14 protein-coding genes are annotated in these 15,544 nt (G+C 55.1%); 8 read left to right on the top strand and 6 right to left on the bottom strand.

Annotated elements, in window-relative coordinates:
• The first annotated feature begins 24 nt into the window (after nucleotides 1-24).
• Together ACQY6F_RS02360 and ggt are read left to right on the top strand one after the other, a co-directional pair.
• Nucleotides 25-684, top strand: coding sequence for a LysE family translocator (locus ACQY6F_RS02360; protein WP_428771968.1), 660 nt, complete (start codon nucleotides 25-27; stop codon nucleotides 682-684).
• Nucleotides 685-774: 90 nt separating this feature from the next.
• Nucleotides 775-2,532, top strand: a complete 1,758-nt coding sequence (gene ggt / locus ACQY6F_RS02355; protein WP_428771967.1) for a gamma-glutamyltransferase — start codon at nucleotides 775-777, stop codon at nucleotides 2,530-2,532.
• Nucleotides 2,533-3,301: 769 nt separating this feature from the next.
• On the opposite strand, the gene uvrD is transcribed toward ggt, so the two are convergent.
• The gene (gene uvrD, locus ACQY6F_RS02350) at nucleotides 3,302-5,476 is read right to left on the bottom strand and encodes a DNA helicase II (RefSeq protein ID WP_428771966.1); all 2,175 of its coding nucleotides are present in this window, start codon (nucleotides 5,474-5,476) and stop codon (nucleotides 3,302-3,304) included.
• 260 nt (nucleotides 5,477-5,736) lie between these two features.
• Here uvrD and ACQY6F_RS02345 point away from each other — a divergent pair, with 260 nt between their 5' ends.
• From ACQY6F_RS02345 to ACQY6F_RS02330, 4 genes are all read left to right on the top strand, one after another.
• A complete protein-coding gene (locus ACQY6F_RS02345) occupies nucleotides 5,737-5,997 on the top strand; it encodes a DUF2282 domain-containing protein (RefSeq protein ID WP_428771965.1) in 261 nt (86 codons plus the stop codon).
• Between the two features lie 70 nt (nucleotides 5,998-6,067).
• Nucleotides 6,068-6,922, top strand: coding sequence for a DUF692 domain-containing protein (locus ACQY6F_RS02340; RefSeq protein ID WP_428771964.1), 855 nt, complete (start codon nucleotides 6,068-6,070; stop codon nucleotides 6,920-6,922).
• Nucleotides 6,901-7,698 (top strand): putative DNA-binding domain-containing protein, encoded by a 798-nt coding sequence (locus ACQY6F_RS02335; RefSeq protein ID WP_428771963.1) that lies wholly within the window; start codon nucleotides 6,901-6,903, stop codon nucleotides 7,696-7,698. The genes ACQY6F_RS02340 and ACQY6F_RS02335 overlap by 22 nt, the downstream gene beginning before the upstream one ends.
• Complete coding sequence (locus ACQY6F_RS02330; RefSeq protein WP_428771962.1) at nucleotides 7,695-8,156, top strand: DoxX family protein; 462 nt, start codon at nucleotides 7,695-7,697, stop codon at nucleotides 8,154-8,156. The genes ACQY6F_RS02335 and ACQY6F_RS02330 overlap by 4 nt, the downstream gene beginning before the upstream one ends.
• On the opposite strand, the gene ACQY6F_RS02325 is transcribed toward ACQY6F_RS02330, so the two are convergent.
• A complete protein-coding gene (locus ACQY6F_RS02325) occupies nucleotides 8,153-8,338 on the bottom strand; it encodes a hypothetical protein (protein WP_428771961.1) in 186 nt (61 codons plus the stop codon). The genes ACQY6F_RS02330 and ACQY6F_RS02325 overlap by 4 nt on opposite strands.
• A gap of 125 nt (nucleotides 8,339-8,463) precedes the next feature.
• Nucleotides 8,464-10,506 carry an oligopeptidase A gene (gene prlC / locus ACQY6F_RS02320; protein ID WP_428771960.1) on the bottom strand — a complete coding sequence of 681 codons (2,043 nt, stop codon included), beginning with the start codon at nucleotides 10,504-10,506 and terminating at the stop codon, nucleotides 8,464-8,466.
• 164 nt (nucleotides 10,507-10,670) lie between these two features.
• Between prlC and ACQY6F_RS02315 the strand changes: the two genes are divergently transcribed.
• A complete protein-coding gene (locus ACQY6F_RS02315; RefSeq protein ID WP_428771959.1) occupies nucleotides 10,671-11,510 on the top strand; it encodes a 23S rRNA (adenine(2030)-N(6))-methyltransferase RlmJ in 840 nt (279 codons plus the stop codon).
• A gap of 153 nt (nucleotides 11,511-11,663) precedes the next feature.
• The gene (gene gorA, locus ACQY6F_RS02310; RefSeq protein WP_428771958.1) at nucleotides 11,664-13,019 is read left to right on the top strand and encodes a glutathione-disulfide reductase; all 1,356 of its coding nucleotides are present in this window, start codon (nucleotides 11,664-11,666) and stop codon (nucleotides 13,017-13,019) included.
• A gap of 96 nt (nucleotides 13,020-13,115) precedes the next feature.
• On the opposite strand, the gene ACQY6F_RS02305 is transcribed toward gorA, so the two are convergent.
• The 3 genes from ACQY6F_RS02305 to ACQY6F_RS02295 all read right to left on the bottom strand — a co-directional run bounded on the left by ACQY6F_RS02305 (nucleotide 13,116) and on the right by ACQY6F_RS02295 (nucleotide 15,530).
• Complete coding sequence (locus ACQY6F_RS02305) at nucleotides 13,116-13,745, bottom strand: TetR family transcriptional regulator (protein WP_428771957.1); 630 nt, start codon at nucleotides 13,743-13,745, stop codon at nucleotides 13,116-13,118.
• A gap of 250 nt (nucleotides 13,746-13,995) precedes the next feature.
• Nucleotides 13,996-14,754, bottom strand: a complete 759-nt coding sequence (locus tag ACQY6F_RS02300) for an SDR family NAD(P)-dependent oxidoreductase (protein WP_428771956.1) — start codon at nucleotides 14,752-14,754, stop codon at nucleotides 13,996-13,998.
• A gap of 11 nt (nucleotides 14,755-14,765) precedes the next feature.
• The gene (locus ACQY6F_RS02295; protein WP_428771955.1) at nucleotides 14,766-15,530 is read right to left on the bottom strand and encodes an SDR family oxidoreductase; all 765 of its coding nucleotides are present in this window, start codon (nucleotides 15,528-15,530) and stop codon (nucleotides 14,766-14,768) included.
• Nucleotides 15,531-15,544 lie beyond the last annotated feature (14 nt).

The following is a 15,544-nucleotide window of genomic DNA, read 5'->3' as shown; positions in this document are numbered from 1 at the left end:
AACTTGCCAGACATAAGAACTGTTATGAATGAAATGACTATCCTCGCCACCCTGGCCACGGTCCACTTTGTCGCGCTGATGAGCCCGGGACCGGATTTTGCTCTGGTGGTGCAAAATGCCAGTCGTTACGGCCGCCAGACCGGGCTGTTTATTGCGCTGGGATTATCCTGTGGCATCTTGCTACACGCACTGCTGAGCCTGACCGGCGTCAGCTATCTGGTGCAGACCCAACCGGCACTGTTCGCACTGTTGCAACTGGTTGGCGGCGGCTATTTGCTTTATCTGGGCAGCGGTGCGCTGACCAGCAGTTGGCGACGCTGGCGCAGTGGCAGTAGCACTGGCCCGGTCACTTCAAGCGGTCTGGTATTGCACAATAAACGCCAGGCATTTTCACGCGGTTTTACCACCAATATACTCAACCCCAAGGCGCTGGTGTTTTTTATCAGCCTGATGTCCAGCCTGGTACCGGCCAGCATGTCTGCCGGCGGTAAAACCCTGGCTCTGGCGCTATTGTTCGGTCTGTCTCTGCTGTGGTTTTCGCTGCTGGCCTGGTTTCTGTCCACCCAGGCACTACAACAACGCCTGCAGCGACTGTCACTGTTGATCGATACCCTGTGCGGGGTGGTTTTTACTCTGGTCGGCAGCGGAATACTGCTGCGGGTAGTGATGACACTGCTGGGCTAAAGCCCACACAAATTCGCCACGCACTGAGCGAAAGTGGAGAAGCCAGCTCTGCTCGTCTAGCCTTATCAGACAACCGATAAGGAGCTGGTTATGCCGCGATATCCCTTCCTGTTACTCAGCCTAGCGCTGAGCCTGTTTCCCGTGACAATTTATGCCAGCCAGGCCACTGACGCCGTGGCACCAGAGCCGGCAACCGGTCAGCGAGAGCATGCGCTGGTCACCGGCAAGCAGTGGATGGTTACCACCGCCCATCCGCTGGCCAGTAAAGCGGGCGCCACTATCTTAGCCAACGGCGGCAATGCCATCGATGCCATGGTCGCCGTTCAACTGGTGCTGGGGCTGGTTGAGCCGCAATCTTCCGGGCTGGGTGGCGGGGCTTTTCTGCTTTACTGGGACGGGAAACAGAAACAACTGACCAGTTTCGATGGCCGGGAAACCGCCCCCCAGGCGGTGACACCGAGACTCTTCCAGGATGAGCAGGGACAACCGCTGAAATTTTACGATGCGGTGGTCGGTGGTCGCTCGGTCGGTACACCGGGTACGGTACAGCTATTGTGGCAGGTGCATCAGCGCTACGGAAAACTGCCCTGGAACCATCTGTTTGATAACGCGATTGAACTGGCAGAGCAGGGCTTTGTCATCTCGCCTCGGCTGGCCGCGATGATCGAAAAAGATGCCGAGCGGCTTGGTCGCTACTCCACCACCCGCAGCTATTTTTTTGATGCACAGGGCCAGCCGAGACAGGCTGGCAGTCTGATGGTCAATCCAGAATATGCCGACACGCTGCGCTTGCTGGCGCAGCACGGCGCTGAGATTTTCTATCAGGGTGAGATCGGTGACGATATCGTCAATACCGTTCGTCAGGCGAAGGGCAACCCTGGTTTGCTGGCGAAACAAGATTTGCGCCGCTATCAGGCCAAGCAACGTCCCCCTGTCTGCAGTCCTTATCATGAGTACCAGGTGTGTGGCATGGGACCACCCAGCTCCGGGGCGCTGACCGTTGGCCAGATCTTAGCCATCACCGAACAGTTTGACCTGCGCGGCTGGGGCCCGACTAGTGCCACCAGCTGGCAAGTGCTGGCGGATGCGTCACGACTGGCATTCGCCGACCGCTCAAGATATATGGCGGATGCGGATTACGTCGCCATGCCGGTGCAGGGGCTGCTGGATAGCGATTATCTGCGTCAAAGAGCCAAACTGATCACCCCGGGCAAAGCGCTCAAGTCGGTCGCGCCGGGCCAGCCACCCTGGTACCATGCCCGTCGCTACGCTGATGATGAGTCGCTGGAGCTGGCCTCCACCAGCCACTTCAATATACGTGACCGCGACGGCAATCTGGTCTCCATGACCACCACCATAGAAAATGCTTTTGGCTCACGGCTGATGGTGCGCGGCTTTCTGCTTAACAATGAACTGACCGATTTTTCATTTCGCACGCACGATAACGACCGGCCGATCGCCAATCAGATCGCACCGGGTAAACGGCCTCGTTCCTCCATGGCGCCCACCATCGTTTTGCGCCAGGGTATACCATACCTGGCTATCGGCTCACCCGGCGGCAGCCGGATTATCGGCTATGTGGCTCAGGCGATCATCGCCCATACCCAGTGGGGACTGGATATCCAACAGGCGATCAACCAGCCACATCTGCTCAGCCGCTTTGGGGAACTGGAGCTGGAACAGGGTACCGAAGCGGTCAGATTTGCCGCCGAATTACAACGCATCGGCTATCAGGTCAAAGAGAGCGAATTAAACTCCGGTCTGCATGCTATCCGCATTGATGGCAAGCAATTGCAAGGGGCAGCAGACCCACGTCGCGAAGGCTTGGCGGTTTCGGATAATAAATAGCAGGGCAGATCGTCCCGACCGTTTGTGCGAGATCTCTTACAAACTAATAGGGAAATCTCTGTTTGTCGCACAGAAAAAAGACGGTAAAAATATCTAACATAATGATATTTAATAACTTTAAATAGATTGTTATGCAATCAGAGAGAAAAAGTGCTCTGCTCAGCGTTGCCGATTCGGCCAGAAGTCGTAAGATGAATGTGTCGGAAGGATTCTGACACGGAACAGGAAATTACCACGGATTTGGTGGTCTTCAGGATGAAGAATCGGTTGTTCAGGATGAATAATCGGCAAGGAAAGCAAAACTGGACATTGAACGGACGCAATAGTAACTAGGATGGTTGCTACTAAGGATGGGAAATGGACACCTCTGGACGAGGCAAGGACTGAACATCAGGATGATGTAAGGGACACCGCTCAGGGAACAAGTGATGTGCGCTAACCGGGAAAGTTAGCAGACCAGGATCAGGTCATGGACACCGCTAGGATGGCGACGAAAGGACTAAGCTGACGGATTCAGCATACTATCAAGGAATAGATGCAGGGAGCACACTTAGTAGCCGGATTGCTGCGAGTAAGACTATAACCCCGACGGGCGCAAGCCCTCGGGGTTTTTCTTTGCCTGTAATCTGTCTTCAGCGGCTTTGCTTCCCTCAGCCACCGGCGCTCTACCGTCTTGCACACCGGCCAGAATGCCACAGGGCAGCTTGTCGCTGCCCTGTGCGTGAACTGATTCATTGCAGACCAGCGTCAGCCATTCACCGAAGCTGGCTCACAATCTTTCCAGTTTGGCGTAAGCGGTCACCAGCCATTTGATCCCTTCGCCGTTAAACGCCACCTGTACCCGGCTCTGCGGACCGCTGCCTTCAAAATTAATGATGGTGCCTTCACCAAATTTCGGATGCATCACCCGGGCCCCCAGGCTAAAGCCAGTTTCATTAAAGCTCTCTTTGACCACTTTCTGACTGAAGCGACCGCTGCTGGCCGGGCGGCTGACCTGGGCTTTCATCCGGACTTCATCCAGGCACTGTTCCGGCAGTTCACGAATGAAACGGGACGGCTTATGGTATTTGTCCTGGCCGTACAAGCGGCGCATTTCGGCATAGGTGATATAGAGTTTTTGCATCGCCCGGGTCATACCGACGTAACAGAGCCGGCGCTCCTCCTCCAACCGGCCCGCTTCCTCGGCCGACATCTGGCTGGGGAACATGCCCTCTTCCACCCCGACCATAAACACCAGCGGGAATTCCAGGCCTTTGGCACTGTGCAGTGTCATCAGTTGGACAGCATCTTCAAATTCGTCTGCCTGACCTTCACCGGCTTCCAGCGCCGCATGGGTAAGGAACGCAGTCAGCAGCGGCATATCTTCCGCCTCTTCCGGCGGCTCAAACTGACGGGTTGCCGTTACCAGCTCTTCCAAGTTTTCAATCCGCGCTTTGGATTTTTCACCTTTTTCCTGCTGATACATCTCGTATAAACCGGAGTGCTTGATCACGTGGTCGGTCTGCTGATGCAGCGACATCTCGCTACTGTCGTCTTCCAGCGCATTGACCAGTTCGACAAAGCGGCTCAGCGCGCCCGCCGCGCGGCCTGCCAGCACCTTTTCTTCCAACAGGGCCACACACGCCTGCCACAGGGTACAGCCACGATCCCGGGCGGCAAACCGTATCGTTTCCAACGTCTTATCGCCCAGACCACGGGTTGGCGTATTGACCACCCGCTCAAAGGCGGCGTCGTCATTACGGTTAGCGATCAGGCGCAGGTAGCCCAGCGCATCTTTCACTTCCTGGCGTTCGAAGAAGCGCATGCCACCGTAAATGCGGTACGGCAGGCCCGCCTGGATCAGGGCTTCTTCCAGCACCCGCGACTGGGCGTTATTGCGATACAACATGGCACTGTCTTTCAGGGTGCCGCCCTGCTCTTGCCAGGTCTGGATTTTGCTGACCGCAAAGCGCGCTTCATCCAGCTCGTTGTAGGCCGAATAGACCGAAATCGGCTCGCCTTGCTGACCGTCGGTCCACAGCTCTTTGCCCATCCGCTCGGTGTTGTTGGCGATCAGGGTATTGGCCGCATCCAGAATGGTTTTGGTCGAACGGTAGTTCTGCTCCAGACGAACGGTATTCACGCTGGGGAACTCGCGGGTAAACTTCTCGATATTTTCCACTTTGGCCCCGCGCCAGCCATAGATCGACTGGTCGTCGTCACCGACGATCATCACGTGGCACTGTGGCCCGGCCATCATTCGCAGCCAGGCATACTGAATGTTGTTGGTATCCTGAAATTCGTCCACCAGGATGTGTTTAAAGCGGGCCTGATAGTGCTCGCGGATGGCGGTTTTGTCGCGCAGCAATTCATGCGCCCGCAACAGGATTTCCGCAAAATCGACCAGCCCCGCCCGGTCGCAGGCTTCCTGATAGGCCTGATACAGCTGCAGATAGGTCTTAGTGACCGGGTCGTGGTAAGCGTCGATGTGCGCCGGCCGCAGCCCTTCATCTTTTTTACCGTTGATCCACCAGGCGACCTGGCGCGGCGGCCACTGTTTTTCATCCAGATTCTGCGCTTTGATCAGCCGGCGCAGCAGCCGCTGCTGGTCGTCGCTGTCGATGATCTGAAAGTCTTCCGGCAGCTTGGCATCCAGGTAGTGGGCGCGCAAGATACGGTGGCAGATACCATGAAACGTGCCGTTCCACATTCCCGCCGCGCTGCCCATCATCAGCTCTTCAATTCGACCGCGCATTTCGGCAGCCGCCTTGTTGGTGAAGGTCACCGACATGATGGCAAACGGCGACGCCTCTTCCACCGACATCAGCCAGGCGATCCGGTGCACCAGCACCCGGGTTTTGCCACTACCGGCCCCGGCCAGCACCAACAGGTTTTCCAGCGGTGCCGCCACCGCTTCGCGTTGTTTGTCGTTCAAACCGTCGAGTAAAAGAGAGGGATCCATCATGGCAAGCGCTACTGGTTATTTATACATAGCAGAGAATTATAACCGAAAGACCTGCGGAACATCAGTCCATTTGTATAAAAAATCGCTCCTTTAAAAATTACTAATAAACAATGCATTACAAATAAATAGCCATAAAAAACGGCGAGAAGTAACAAAAATGTGAAAGTTTTTTCGTTCCACCGCTATCTCTTTTGATTAGCAAGCAAGTGGTCTTCCCTCTGCTTGCAGATGAGTAAAGGAAACTATCAGAGGAATGAACCATGAAAAATTCAAATCTTGCAGTTGCTGCTGCGGTCACCGGTCTGCTTGCCTTAGGCGGAACCCTGCTGACATCCACCCCGGCCGTCGCCGCGGAAAAAGAAAAATGCTATGGCGTGGCGAAAGCGGGCAAAAATGACTGTGCAACCAAAACCGGTTCCTGCGCCGGTACCGCGAAAGAAGACAACCAGAAAGATGCCTTTGTCGTAGTGCCAAAAGGCTTATGCGACAAACTGGCTGGCGGCATGACCGAAGAGTCGTAAGCCCAGCGCTCTGATGCGCGCGCTCAACCGTCGCATCAGAGCCTGACCCGGACCGAATAAGGATTTGCTCATGACCCCGTTGGAATTTCACCCTCAGGTTGGTGTCGGACTGCGTTCACCCCACTGGACCTTTTTCACCGAGCAGCGCCCGGCGCTCAGCTGGCTGGAGATCCACAGTGAAAATTACTTCCAGCCGAATTCGGCCGGGCGGCGCTGTCTCAATAAACTGGCCAGTCACTATGCCATCAGTTGCCACGGCATCGGCTTGTCACTGGGCAGCGTTGAACGCGTCAACACCGATCAGCTACAGCAACTGGTAACCCTGGTGAATGATATCGAGCCGATTCTGGTCTCCGACCACCTCAGCTGGAGTGAGCACGGCGGGCATTACTTCAATGACTTACTGCCGCTACCCTATACCGAAGAAGCGCTGCAGGTGTTCTGTCGCAATCTGCTGCAAGTACAGGATGCCCTCAAACGACCGCTGCTGATCGAAAATCCGTCCAGCTACCTGGCATTTAGCCACTCCACCATTCCCGAGTGGCAGTTTCTGGCTGAAGTACAACGCCGCACCGACTGCCGTCTGCTGCTCGACCTGAACAATGTCTACGTGTCGGCATTCAATCACGGTTTTGATTGCGATGAGTATCTGGCGGCGATCCCCGCCGCGGCAGTGGATGAAATACATCTGGCGGGCTTTAGTGTCAAATCCTATCCGCAGGGTGAACTCTGGATTGATACCCACAGCCGGCCGGTAGCCGAGCCGGTCTGGCAACTGTATCAGCAGTGGCTGGCAGAGCACGGTGCGCGCCGCACCCTGATCGAGTGGGACTTGGACATTCCTGAGCCACAGGTACTGCTGGCAGAAGCCGCTAAGGCCAGTGACCGGTTGGCTGACAGCGAATGGCAACGGAAGAGGGCGTAACCATGTTATCTCTGGCCCAGTTGCAGCATCAGTTCAGCCAGGCGCTCTGCCACCAGCAGTCCGCCGTTAGCAGCCATATCCGCTCCGATCACTTCAGCGCCGAGCAACGGCTACAGGTGTATCGCAACAACTTTATTATCAGCCTCAGTGAAGTATTACAGGCGGGCTACCCGATGTTGCTGCAGCTGGTCGGAGAGGAGTGTTTTAATCAGTTAGCCAGGCGACATGTACTGAGCTACCCGCTGAAATGCGCCGATGTCAGCCAGTATGGTGAGCATTTCAGTGATAGCGTAGCGCAATGCGAATCCGTGATCTCGGCGGTCCCTTATGCCGCCGATGTCGCCCGGTTTGAGTGGTGTCTGGATCTGGCCCGGCAGCGGCAAAGTCAGCTTAGCGCAAACAGCAGTGGCTCACCTATCGCCGAACTGGCCCAGGTGCCGGCCGCGCGGCAGAGCGAGATTCAACTGCTGCTGGATCTGTCTCTGTTCGCATTCCGGTCAGATTACGCCCTGTTCGCGCTGCATCAGGCTTTTATTAATCAGAATTTTCAGAAACTTAACCTGTATCAGCCACAATGCGGAGTGATCGGCTGCGATGACAATGGCCAGCCCTGGAGCCTGGCATTAACCACGGTTCAATACCAACTGTTGACAGCCATCGGCGAAGGACACCCCCTGGGTCAGATAGAAGCTGCATTGCTGGGCGAATTGCCGGCACTGCTGCGCCTTCAATTGCTGACGGGATATCGCTTGCTCAATGAGGAGAACCAATCATGAATGCGGTGACTTTGAAACGCTATCTGAGCCGATACGACCAACTGATCAATACCGCGCAGCAGCTGTTGCTGCCGGCCTTACTATTGTTGTTTCGGCTCTGGCTGGGCTGGGTGTTTTTCCGCTCTGGACTGCTGAAATTCAACAGCTGGGACAGTACGCTGTATCTGTTTGAATATGAATACCAGGTGCCGCTGCTGCCCTGGCTTTGGGCCGCTTATCTCGGCACGGCCGCCGAACTGATTCTGCCGCTGTTTATCGTCCCCGGTCTGCTGACCCGGCCGATGGCACTGCTACTGTTTGGCTTCAATGCCATAGCGGTGATTTCCTATCCGCTACTCTGGTCGCGGGGATTCTACGACCATCAGCTATGGGGGCTGATGATGCTGATTCTGCTTATCTGGGGGCCGGGACGCTACTCACTGGATCACTGGCTCAGGCGGACCATCACCAGGGCTTAGTTGTCGTCGCTCAGTTCTTCTTTGACCGACTTCACCGCATCGCGAGAGGCGTGTCCAATCGCCTTAGTGGTGTCGCGAGTGGCATGGCCTATCGCCGTACCGGCCTCTTTCACTTCCGCGCAGCCGGATAAGCCGATCAGTAGTGCTGAAAGCAGCAAACAGGTTTGAATAATTTTTCGCATGGTATCTCCTTGATTAGGCGAAAATATACCATCGGACATACTAAAAACCCACCAGTCCTGGTGGGTTTTCGCTTAACTCGGGCAATGGTTCACATTTCCCGCTCTGGCCCTGACTGGATGGCCTGTCAGGCAGCAATGCCGCTATGGCGTAGCAGGGCGTCGATTTGTGGTTCGCGACCTCGGAATCGCTTGAACAGCTCCATTGGCTCCTCACTGCCGCCCATCTCCAGAATATTGTTCAGGAAGCTCTGGCCCGTCTTGGTGTTAAAGATGCCATCCTCTTCAAAGCGCGAGAAGGCATCAGAAGACAGCACTTCCGCCCACAGGTAACTGTAGTATCCGGCGCTGTAGCCACCGGCAAAAATGTGGCTGAAGCTGTGGGAGAAACGGTTCCACTCCAGGCTCGGCAATACCGCGACCTTGGCCTTAACTTCAGCCAGGGTTTCCAGCACCCGTGGCCCCACTTCCGGGTCATACTCGGTGTGCAGGGTAAAATCAAACAGGCCGAACTCCAGTTGGCGCAGAATGAACATTGCCGACTGGAAGTTTTTCGCCGCCAGCATTTTCTCCAGCATCTCGCTAGGTAGCGGTTCGCCAGTTTCATAGTGACCGGAGATAAACGCCAGCGCCTGCTCTTCCCAACACCAGTTTTCCAGGAACTGGCTTGGCAGCTCGACGGCATCCCAAGGCACACCATTGATTCCCGAGACAGCGCCGGTTTCGACCTTAGTCAGCATGTGGTGGATACCGTGGCCGAATTCATGGAACAGAGTGACCACTTCATCGTGGGTAAACAGCGCCGGTTTGTCACCGATCGGCTTGTTGAAGTTGCAGGTCAGGTAAGCCACCGGAGTCTGCAGTTCGCCCAGGCTGTTGATGCGGCGCACCCGGCACTCGTCCATCCAAGCGCCGCCGCGTTTGTGTTCACGGGCGTACAGGTCCAGGTAGAAGCTGCCGCGCAGTTCACCGCTTGGGTCGAGAATATCAAAAAAGCGTACGGACTCATGCCAGCTGTCCACGCCTTGACGCTCCTGCACTGTCATGCCAAATACCCGCTTCAGCACTTCGAACAGTCCGCTGACCACTTTGGCTTCAGGGAAGTAGGGTCGCAGCTCTTCATCAGAAATCTGGAACAGGTGCTGTTTCTGCTTTTCGCTGTAGTACGGGATATCCCACAAGTTCAGTTGTTCGACGCCAAACTCTTGCTTGGCAAACTGACGCAGCTGTTCCACTTCGCGCTCGCCCTGGGGTTTAGCCCGGCTGGCAAGATCATTGAGGAAGCTCAGCACCTGGGCTGGCTCTTCCGCCATCTTAGTCGCCAGCGATTTTTCGCTGTAGTTGTTAAAACCGAGCATGCGGGCAATTTCATGGCGCAGTTTCAGCTGCTCATTGATGATGTCGCTGTTATCCCATTTACCGGCGTTCGGTCCGCGGTCAGAAGCGCGGGTCACGTACGCTTCGTACAGTTCACGGCGCAGTTCCTGATTGTCACAGTAAGTCATCACCGGCAGATATGACGGGATATCCAGCGTTAGCAGGTAACCGTCCAGCTGTTTGGCTTCTGCCGCCGCTTTCGCCGCCGCTAATGCAGACTCTGGCATGCCCGCCAGTTCACCCTCGTCGGTGATCTGCTTGGTCCAGCCCATGGTGGCATCCAGCACATTGTTGGAAAACTGCGAGCTCAGTTCTGACATCCGTTTGCTGATTTCACCGTAGCGGTGCTGTTCATCGGCAGGCAAGCCGATACCGGACAGTTCAAAATCGCGCAACGCATTGGTGATGGTTTTCTGCTCTGCCGTGCTCAGCGAGGCAAACTCTTCACTGGCTTTGATCGCTTTATAGGCTTCAAACAGCCCTTTGTGTTGCCCTACCCAAGTACCGTATTCAGACAGGATCGGCAGACAGCTTTCATAGGCTTCACGCAGCTCTTCACTGTTTACCACCGAGTTCATATGGCTGACCGGTGACCAGATGCGACTGAGACGGTCATCCACTTCTTCTATTGGTGCGATCACTGCCTGCCAGCTGGGCTTTTCACCACTGCTCAGTACCTGCTCAATTTTGGTTTTGCAGTCGGCAATGGCCTGTTCGACGGCGGGTTTTACATGTTCAGGTTGAATCTGAGAAAACGGCGGTAAATCGGTAAACGTCAGCAACGGGTTCGACATAGAGCATTCCTTTTGAATCAAGAACGAAGCCGGGCTTCGCTCTTGCGAGCGGTTAGGTGTGTATTAACTAAATATAGGTAGGTTCTGCAATTTTCAATAGTGACGTATAATCGTAGCCAGTTATTTACCTGTTTAGCCAGCTTCACACCGGGAGAGAGGCCAATTTGTTAAGTTATCGCCACAGTTTTCACGCCGGCAACCACGCGGACGTGATCAAACATATCGTTCAGAGCCTGATCCTTGAAGCCCTGAAACAGAAAGACAAACCTTTCGTCTATCACGATACCCATTCCGGTGTCGGCCGTTACGACCTAACCCACGAGTGGTCAGAAAAAACCGGTGAGTACAAACAGGGTATCGGCCGAATCTGGCAACAGACCGAGACACCGGCCGAACTTGAGGGATACCTTGCCTCAGTGCGACAGCTGAACAATGGCGAGACGCTGCGCTACTACCCGGGTTCACCGCGAGTGGCGCGGGCACAAATCCGCCCCCAGGATCGCATGGTACTGACCGAGCTGCACCCCAGCGACTACCCGCTACTGGAGCAGGAGTTTCACCGTGACCATCAGGTCAGCATTTACAAAAAGGATGGCTTTGCCCAATTAAAAGCCAGCCTGCCACCGAAAGAGCGCCGCGGGTTGGTGTTGATCGACCCACCCTATGAACTGGCGCGGGAATACCGCGACGTGGTGACTGCGATTGCCCAGAGTTACAAGCGCTGGGCAACCGGCATTTACGCCATCTGGTACCCGGTGGTCAACCGCTGCGACATCGACGACATGATCGAGGGGCTGCAAGGGCTGGGTATTCGCAAAATTTTGCAGATCGAGCTTGGCGTTGCGGCAGACAATAACGAGCGCGGTATGACCGCTTCCGGCATGATAGTGATCAACCCACCCTGGAAGCTGGAAAGTCAGATGCAGACCGTGCTGCCGTTTTTGCAGCAGTCCATCGCGCCGGCCACCGGCCACTATAAAGTGGAATGGCTGGTGCCGGAATAAAGCCGGGCCGAACCGAACCGGGCTGAGATCGCGCGGCGAAATAGCTTGAGTTATGGCAATTTGCCCTCACTATAGTGGGAATAGCGAATAATAAAGATAGATAGGGATGCTGAACCGTTTGGTTCAGCCCATACGCTAAATTTGGAGAAAGTAATGGCGACTCATTTTGATTATATCTGTATCGGCGGCGGCAGCGGCGGCATCGCCTCGGCTAACCGTGCGGCCATGTACGGCGCCAAAGTGGCGCTGATCGAAGCCAAAGATCTGGGCGGCACCTGTGTTAACGTTGGTTGTGTACCCAAGAAAGTGATGTGGCACGGCGCCCAGGTCGCGGAAGCGATGAACCTTTACGCGGCCGACTACGGCTTTGACGTAGCGGTGAACGGCTTTAACTGGCAGACGCTGGTCGACAGCCGCCAGGCCTATATCGGCCGTATCCACCAGTCTTACGACCGGGTATTGGGCAACAATAAAGTGGAAGTGATCCGCGGCTTTGCCAAATTTGTCGACGCGAAAACCGTTGAGGTTAACGGCCAGCACTACACCGCTGACCACATCCTGATCGCCGTCGGCGGTCGCCCGACCATCCCTAATATCCCCGGCGCCGAATACGGCATCACTTCAGATGGTTTTTTTGAGCTGACCGAACAGCCAAAACGGGTTGCGGTCATCGGCGCGGGCTATATCGCGGTGGAAATCGCCGGCGTATTGCATGCGCTGGGCAGCGAAACCCACCTGTTCTGCCGCAAACAGTCGCCACTGCGCAGCTTTGACCCGATGATCATCGATACCCTGGTGGAAGTGATGGATGCCGAAGGTCCGACGCTGCACACCCACTCAGTACCTAAGCAAGTGATCAAACAAGCCGACGGCAGCCTGACACTGGAGCTGGAAAATGGTGAAAGCCAGAATGTCGATACGCTGATCTGGGCGATTGGCCGCCATCCGACCACGGACGCCATTAACCTGCAGGCGACCGGAGTGGCAACTACAGAGAAAGGTTACATCAAAGTCGATGCCTACCAGCAGACTAACGTGGACGGCATCTACTGCGTCGGCGATATTATGGAAGGTGGTATTGAGCTGACCCCGGTTGCGGTTAAAGCGGGTCGCCAGTTGTCTGAACGCCTGTTTAATAACAAGCCCGATGCCAAGATGGATTATGACCTGGTCCCTACCGTGGTCTTCAGCCACCCGCCAATCGGTACCATCGGCCTGACCGAGCCAGAAGCTATCGCCAAGTACGGTGAAGAGAATGTGAAAGTGTACACCTCAGGTTTTACCGCCATGTACACCGCCGTCACCCGCCACCGCCAACCATGCAAAATGAAGCTGGTGTGCGCCGGTGAAGATGAAAAAGTGGTCGGCCTGCACGGCATCGGTTTTACCGTCGATGAGATGATTCAGGGTTTTGCCGTTGCAATGAAGATGGGCGCAACCAAAGCAGACTTCGATTCTGTGGTCGCCATTCACCCAACCGGCTCTGAAGAGTTCGTTACCATGAGGTAAGGCTGACAAAATCAGTCCAGTCTAAAACCAGCCCGGTTTGTCACCGGGCTGGTTTTTTATTTCTGCAATCTGGTATTGGCGAGGGATGGCCCCACTTTATTCTGGGGGCTGCACACCCTGCAAAAACACTGTCAGCATCTGATTGTAACCGAGCTTGTAAGCCTCAGCTGTAGCCTGCTCATCGGGCATCACCAGCCAGCGCTGTACCATGTCGAGTCTCAGGTAGTTGTACAGATCGCACACCATGCTGGCCGGCATATCCTGGCGAATCACGCCTTCATCCTGCGCCCGCTGCACTCTTTCGACCCTCGGTTTACGATAATCTGGCGGGAACAACTGGTTCCGGCCGTCATCTGGAACGTGAGAGTAATAGACCGAACTGAACAGATCGGTATCGCGCATGATCATTTTCAACACATCACGATGTTCAATTATCCAGTCTTCAATCGGCCCCATATTGGTAGGCACGATCGCCGAGCGAACGGTCAGCGGTGTGTCATCATCAAAAGCGCTGACGTTCACTTCCTGCAACCAGTTCAGCAGCAGCTCTTCCAGCAGACTGGCCTTGCTGGGAAAATAGTTGAAAAACGTTTTCTGACTGATGTCCGCTTTGGCGACAATCTCATCGACCATCACTTCATCAAAAGATTTGTTGGAAAAAAGCTCCGCTGCAATCTCAAGCAGTCGTTGCCGGGTTTGCTGTTTTTTGCGCTCTCGTAAACTCATCTAAGTACCAAATACCATTTGTTTCATGCCCAGGCATGGAATCGGCCTCGTCTCCGTGCCAGCCAGACCTGCTCACCGCTGACGTCAGCGAAAGGTCCATTATCATAACACTAGTATTGATGGGTTTTTATAGATTTAATCGGTCACAATTATCAAATTCCGATCCAACCGGCTCGGCGACGGCAGGGTGCTGCAATAGCAGAGGGGAAAATTAGGCAGGGAAGCGTCTCCCTGCCGGTTAATGATAGGCTTAAAACGCCGACAGGCCGCCATCGACCGGAATCGCCTGACCGGTCAGGTAACCGTTGTCTGGAGAGCAGACCGACAGCATCGCCGCCACCATCTCCTCTGGTTTACCGAGCCGTTTCATCGGCGAACCATTAGCCAGAAACGCCTGTAGATCATCCCCCATCGAATCGGTAACCATAGCCGTCGGACTGTAGAACGGGCAAATGGCATTAACGCGAATATTTTTTGCCGCGTATTCCACCGCCGCCGTGCGGGTCAGCCCTACCACGGCATGCTTGGCGGCGGTATAGGACGCCAGTTTAGGCCCGGCGCCGATCCCCGCCATGGAGGCAATATTGAGAATACAGCCGCGATCCTGAGTGAGCATCTGACGCAGCTGATGTTTCATGCCGAAAAAGACTCCTTTGGTATTGACCGCAAAGTGCAGGTCCATCTCCGCTTCTTCCGTATCGACGAAAGATTTCATCGGCGTGGCTAAGCCAGCATTGTTGATGGCAATGTCCAGTCGGCCAAACCGTTCAATACCATTCTTTAGTACCGATTCAACCTCGGATTCCTGAGTGATGTCGGCCGGCTGGGCTATCAGATCCGCACCGGCGGCCTTCAACCGGCCGGCCAGCAACTCCAGGGTCTCCGCGTTGCGATCGGTCAGGATCAGTCTGGCACCGGCAGCGGCCAGCTTGTCACTCAGCAGGGTGCCGAAACCGCCCGCGGCGCCACTGATAAATACCACCTGATCACGAAATTGTTCATAACTCATACCTGTTCTCCTTACAGAGTTAATCCGCCGTCAACGACCATACATTCACCGTTGGTATAGCTTCCTGCATCGGAAACCAGGTACAGCACCGCGCCAGCCATCTCTTGTGGCTCAGCGTGGCGTCTCATTGGAATGCTTTTCAGCGCTTGCTGGTAGAACTCGTCGTGGTTAAACAGCGCGTCAGCGAATTTAGTCCGGGTTAAGCCAGGTAACAGGGCATTGACCCGGATTCCCAATGGGCCACACTCTTTGGCGAAGGCCTTGGTCATGTTGACCACTGCCGCTTTAGTGATCGAGTAAATTCCCTGCTGGTCCGCAGGCTGCAGCGCATTCACCGATGCGGTATTGACGATGGCGCCGCTGCCCTGCTGTTTCATCAGCTTGCCCGCTTCCACCGACATAAAGAAATAACCACGCAAATTGACATCAACGGTTTTCTGGTACGCTTCCGGGGTAGTGTCCAGAATATGGCCGAAGTAGGGATTAGTGGCAGCATTGTTGACCAGGATATCCAGCCGGCCATGGCGATCGCGGATAGCGTTAAAACACTGCTGTATTTGCTCCATATCGCCGACATGACAAGCCAGCGCTTCCGCCTTACCGCCGTCAGTACAAATGCTGTCGGCCACCTTCTGGCAATCTTCAATCCGGCGGCTGGCAATAATCACATGGGCACCTTGCTCTGCCAACAAACGGGCAATCGCTTCGCCAATCCCCCGGCTGGCACCGGTCACCAAAGCGATTTTGCCGGTTAAATCGAATAATTTCGTAGTCATTTTTGACTCTCCTG

The organism is Vibrio sp. (assembly GCF_050299255.1).
In the GTDB taxonomy this organism is placed as follows: domain Bacteria; phylum Pseudomonadota; class Gammaproteobacteria; order Enterobacterales; family Vibrionaceae; genus Vibrio.
This window is presented reverse-complemented; position numbering and strand designations above follow the sequence as displayed.

What these genes read in the sequence shown, in the direction of transcription:
- uvrD (WP_428771966.1), bottom strand. Translation starts at nt 5,476, where the DNA reads ATGATGGATCCCTCTCTTTTACTCGACGGTTTGAACGACAAACAACGC.
- prlC (WP_428771960.1), bottom strand. Translation starts at nt 10,506, where the DNA reads ATGTCGAACCCGTTGCTGACGTTTACCGATTTACCGCCGTTTTCTCAG.
- ACQY6F_RS02295 (WP_428771955.1), bottom strand. Translation starts at nt 15,530, where the DNA reads ATGACTACGAAATTATTCGATTTAACCGGCAAAATCGCTTTGGTGACC.
- gorA (WP_428771958.1), top strand. Translation starts at nt 11,664, where the DNA reads ATGGCGACTCATTTTGATTATATCTGTATCGGCGGCGGCAGCGGCGGC.
- ACQY6F_RS02340 (WP_428771964.1), top strand. Translation starts at nt 6,068, where the DNA reads ATGACCCCGTTGGAATTTCACCCTCAGGTTGGTGTCGGACTGCGTTCA.
- ACQY6F_RS02305 (WP_428771957.1), bottom strand. Translation starts at nt 13,745, where the DNA reads ATGAGTTTACGAGAGCGCAAAAAACAGCAAACCCGGCAACGACTGCTT.
- ACQY6F_RS02300 (WP_428771956.1), bottom strand. Translation starts at nt 14,754, where the DNA reads ATGAGTTATGAACAATTTCGTGATCAGGTGGTATTTATCAGTGGCGCC.
- ACQY6F_RS02360 (WP_428771968.1), top strand. Translation starts at nt 25, where the DNA reads ATGAATGAAATGACTATCCTCGCCACCCTGGCCACGGTCCACTTTGTC.
- ACQY6F_RS02345 (WP_428771965.1), top strand. Translation starts at nt 5,737, where the DNA reads ATGAAAAATTCAAATCTTGCAGTTGCTGCTGCGGTCACCGGTCTGCTT.
- ggt (WP_428771967.1), top strand. Translation starts at nt 775, where the DNA reads ATGCCGCGATATCCCTTCCTGTTACTCAGCCTAGCGCTGAGCCTGTTT.
- ACQY6F_RS02330 (WP_428771962.1), top strand. Translation starts at nt 7,695, where the DNA reads ATGAATGCGGTGACTTTGAAACGCTATCTGAGCCGATACGACCAACTG.
- ACQY6F_RS02335 (WP_428771963.1), top strand. Translation starts at nt 6,901, where the DNA reads ATGGCAACGGAAGAGGGCGTAACCATGTTATCTCTGGCCCAGTTGCAG.
- ACQY6F_RS02325 (WP_428771961.1), bottom strand. Translation starts at nt 8,338, where the DNA reads ATGCGAAAAATTATTCAAACCTGTTTGCTGCTTTCAGCACTACTGATC.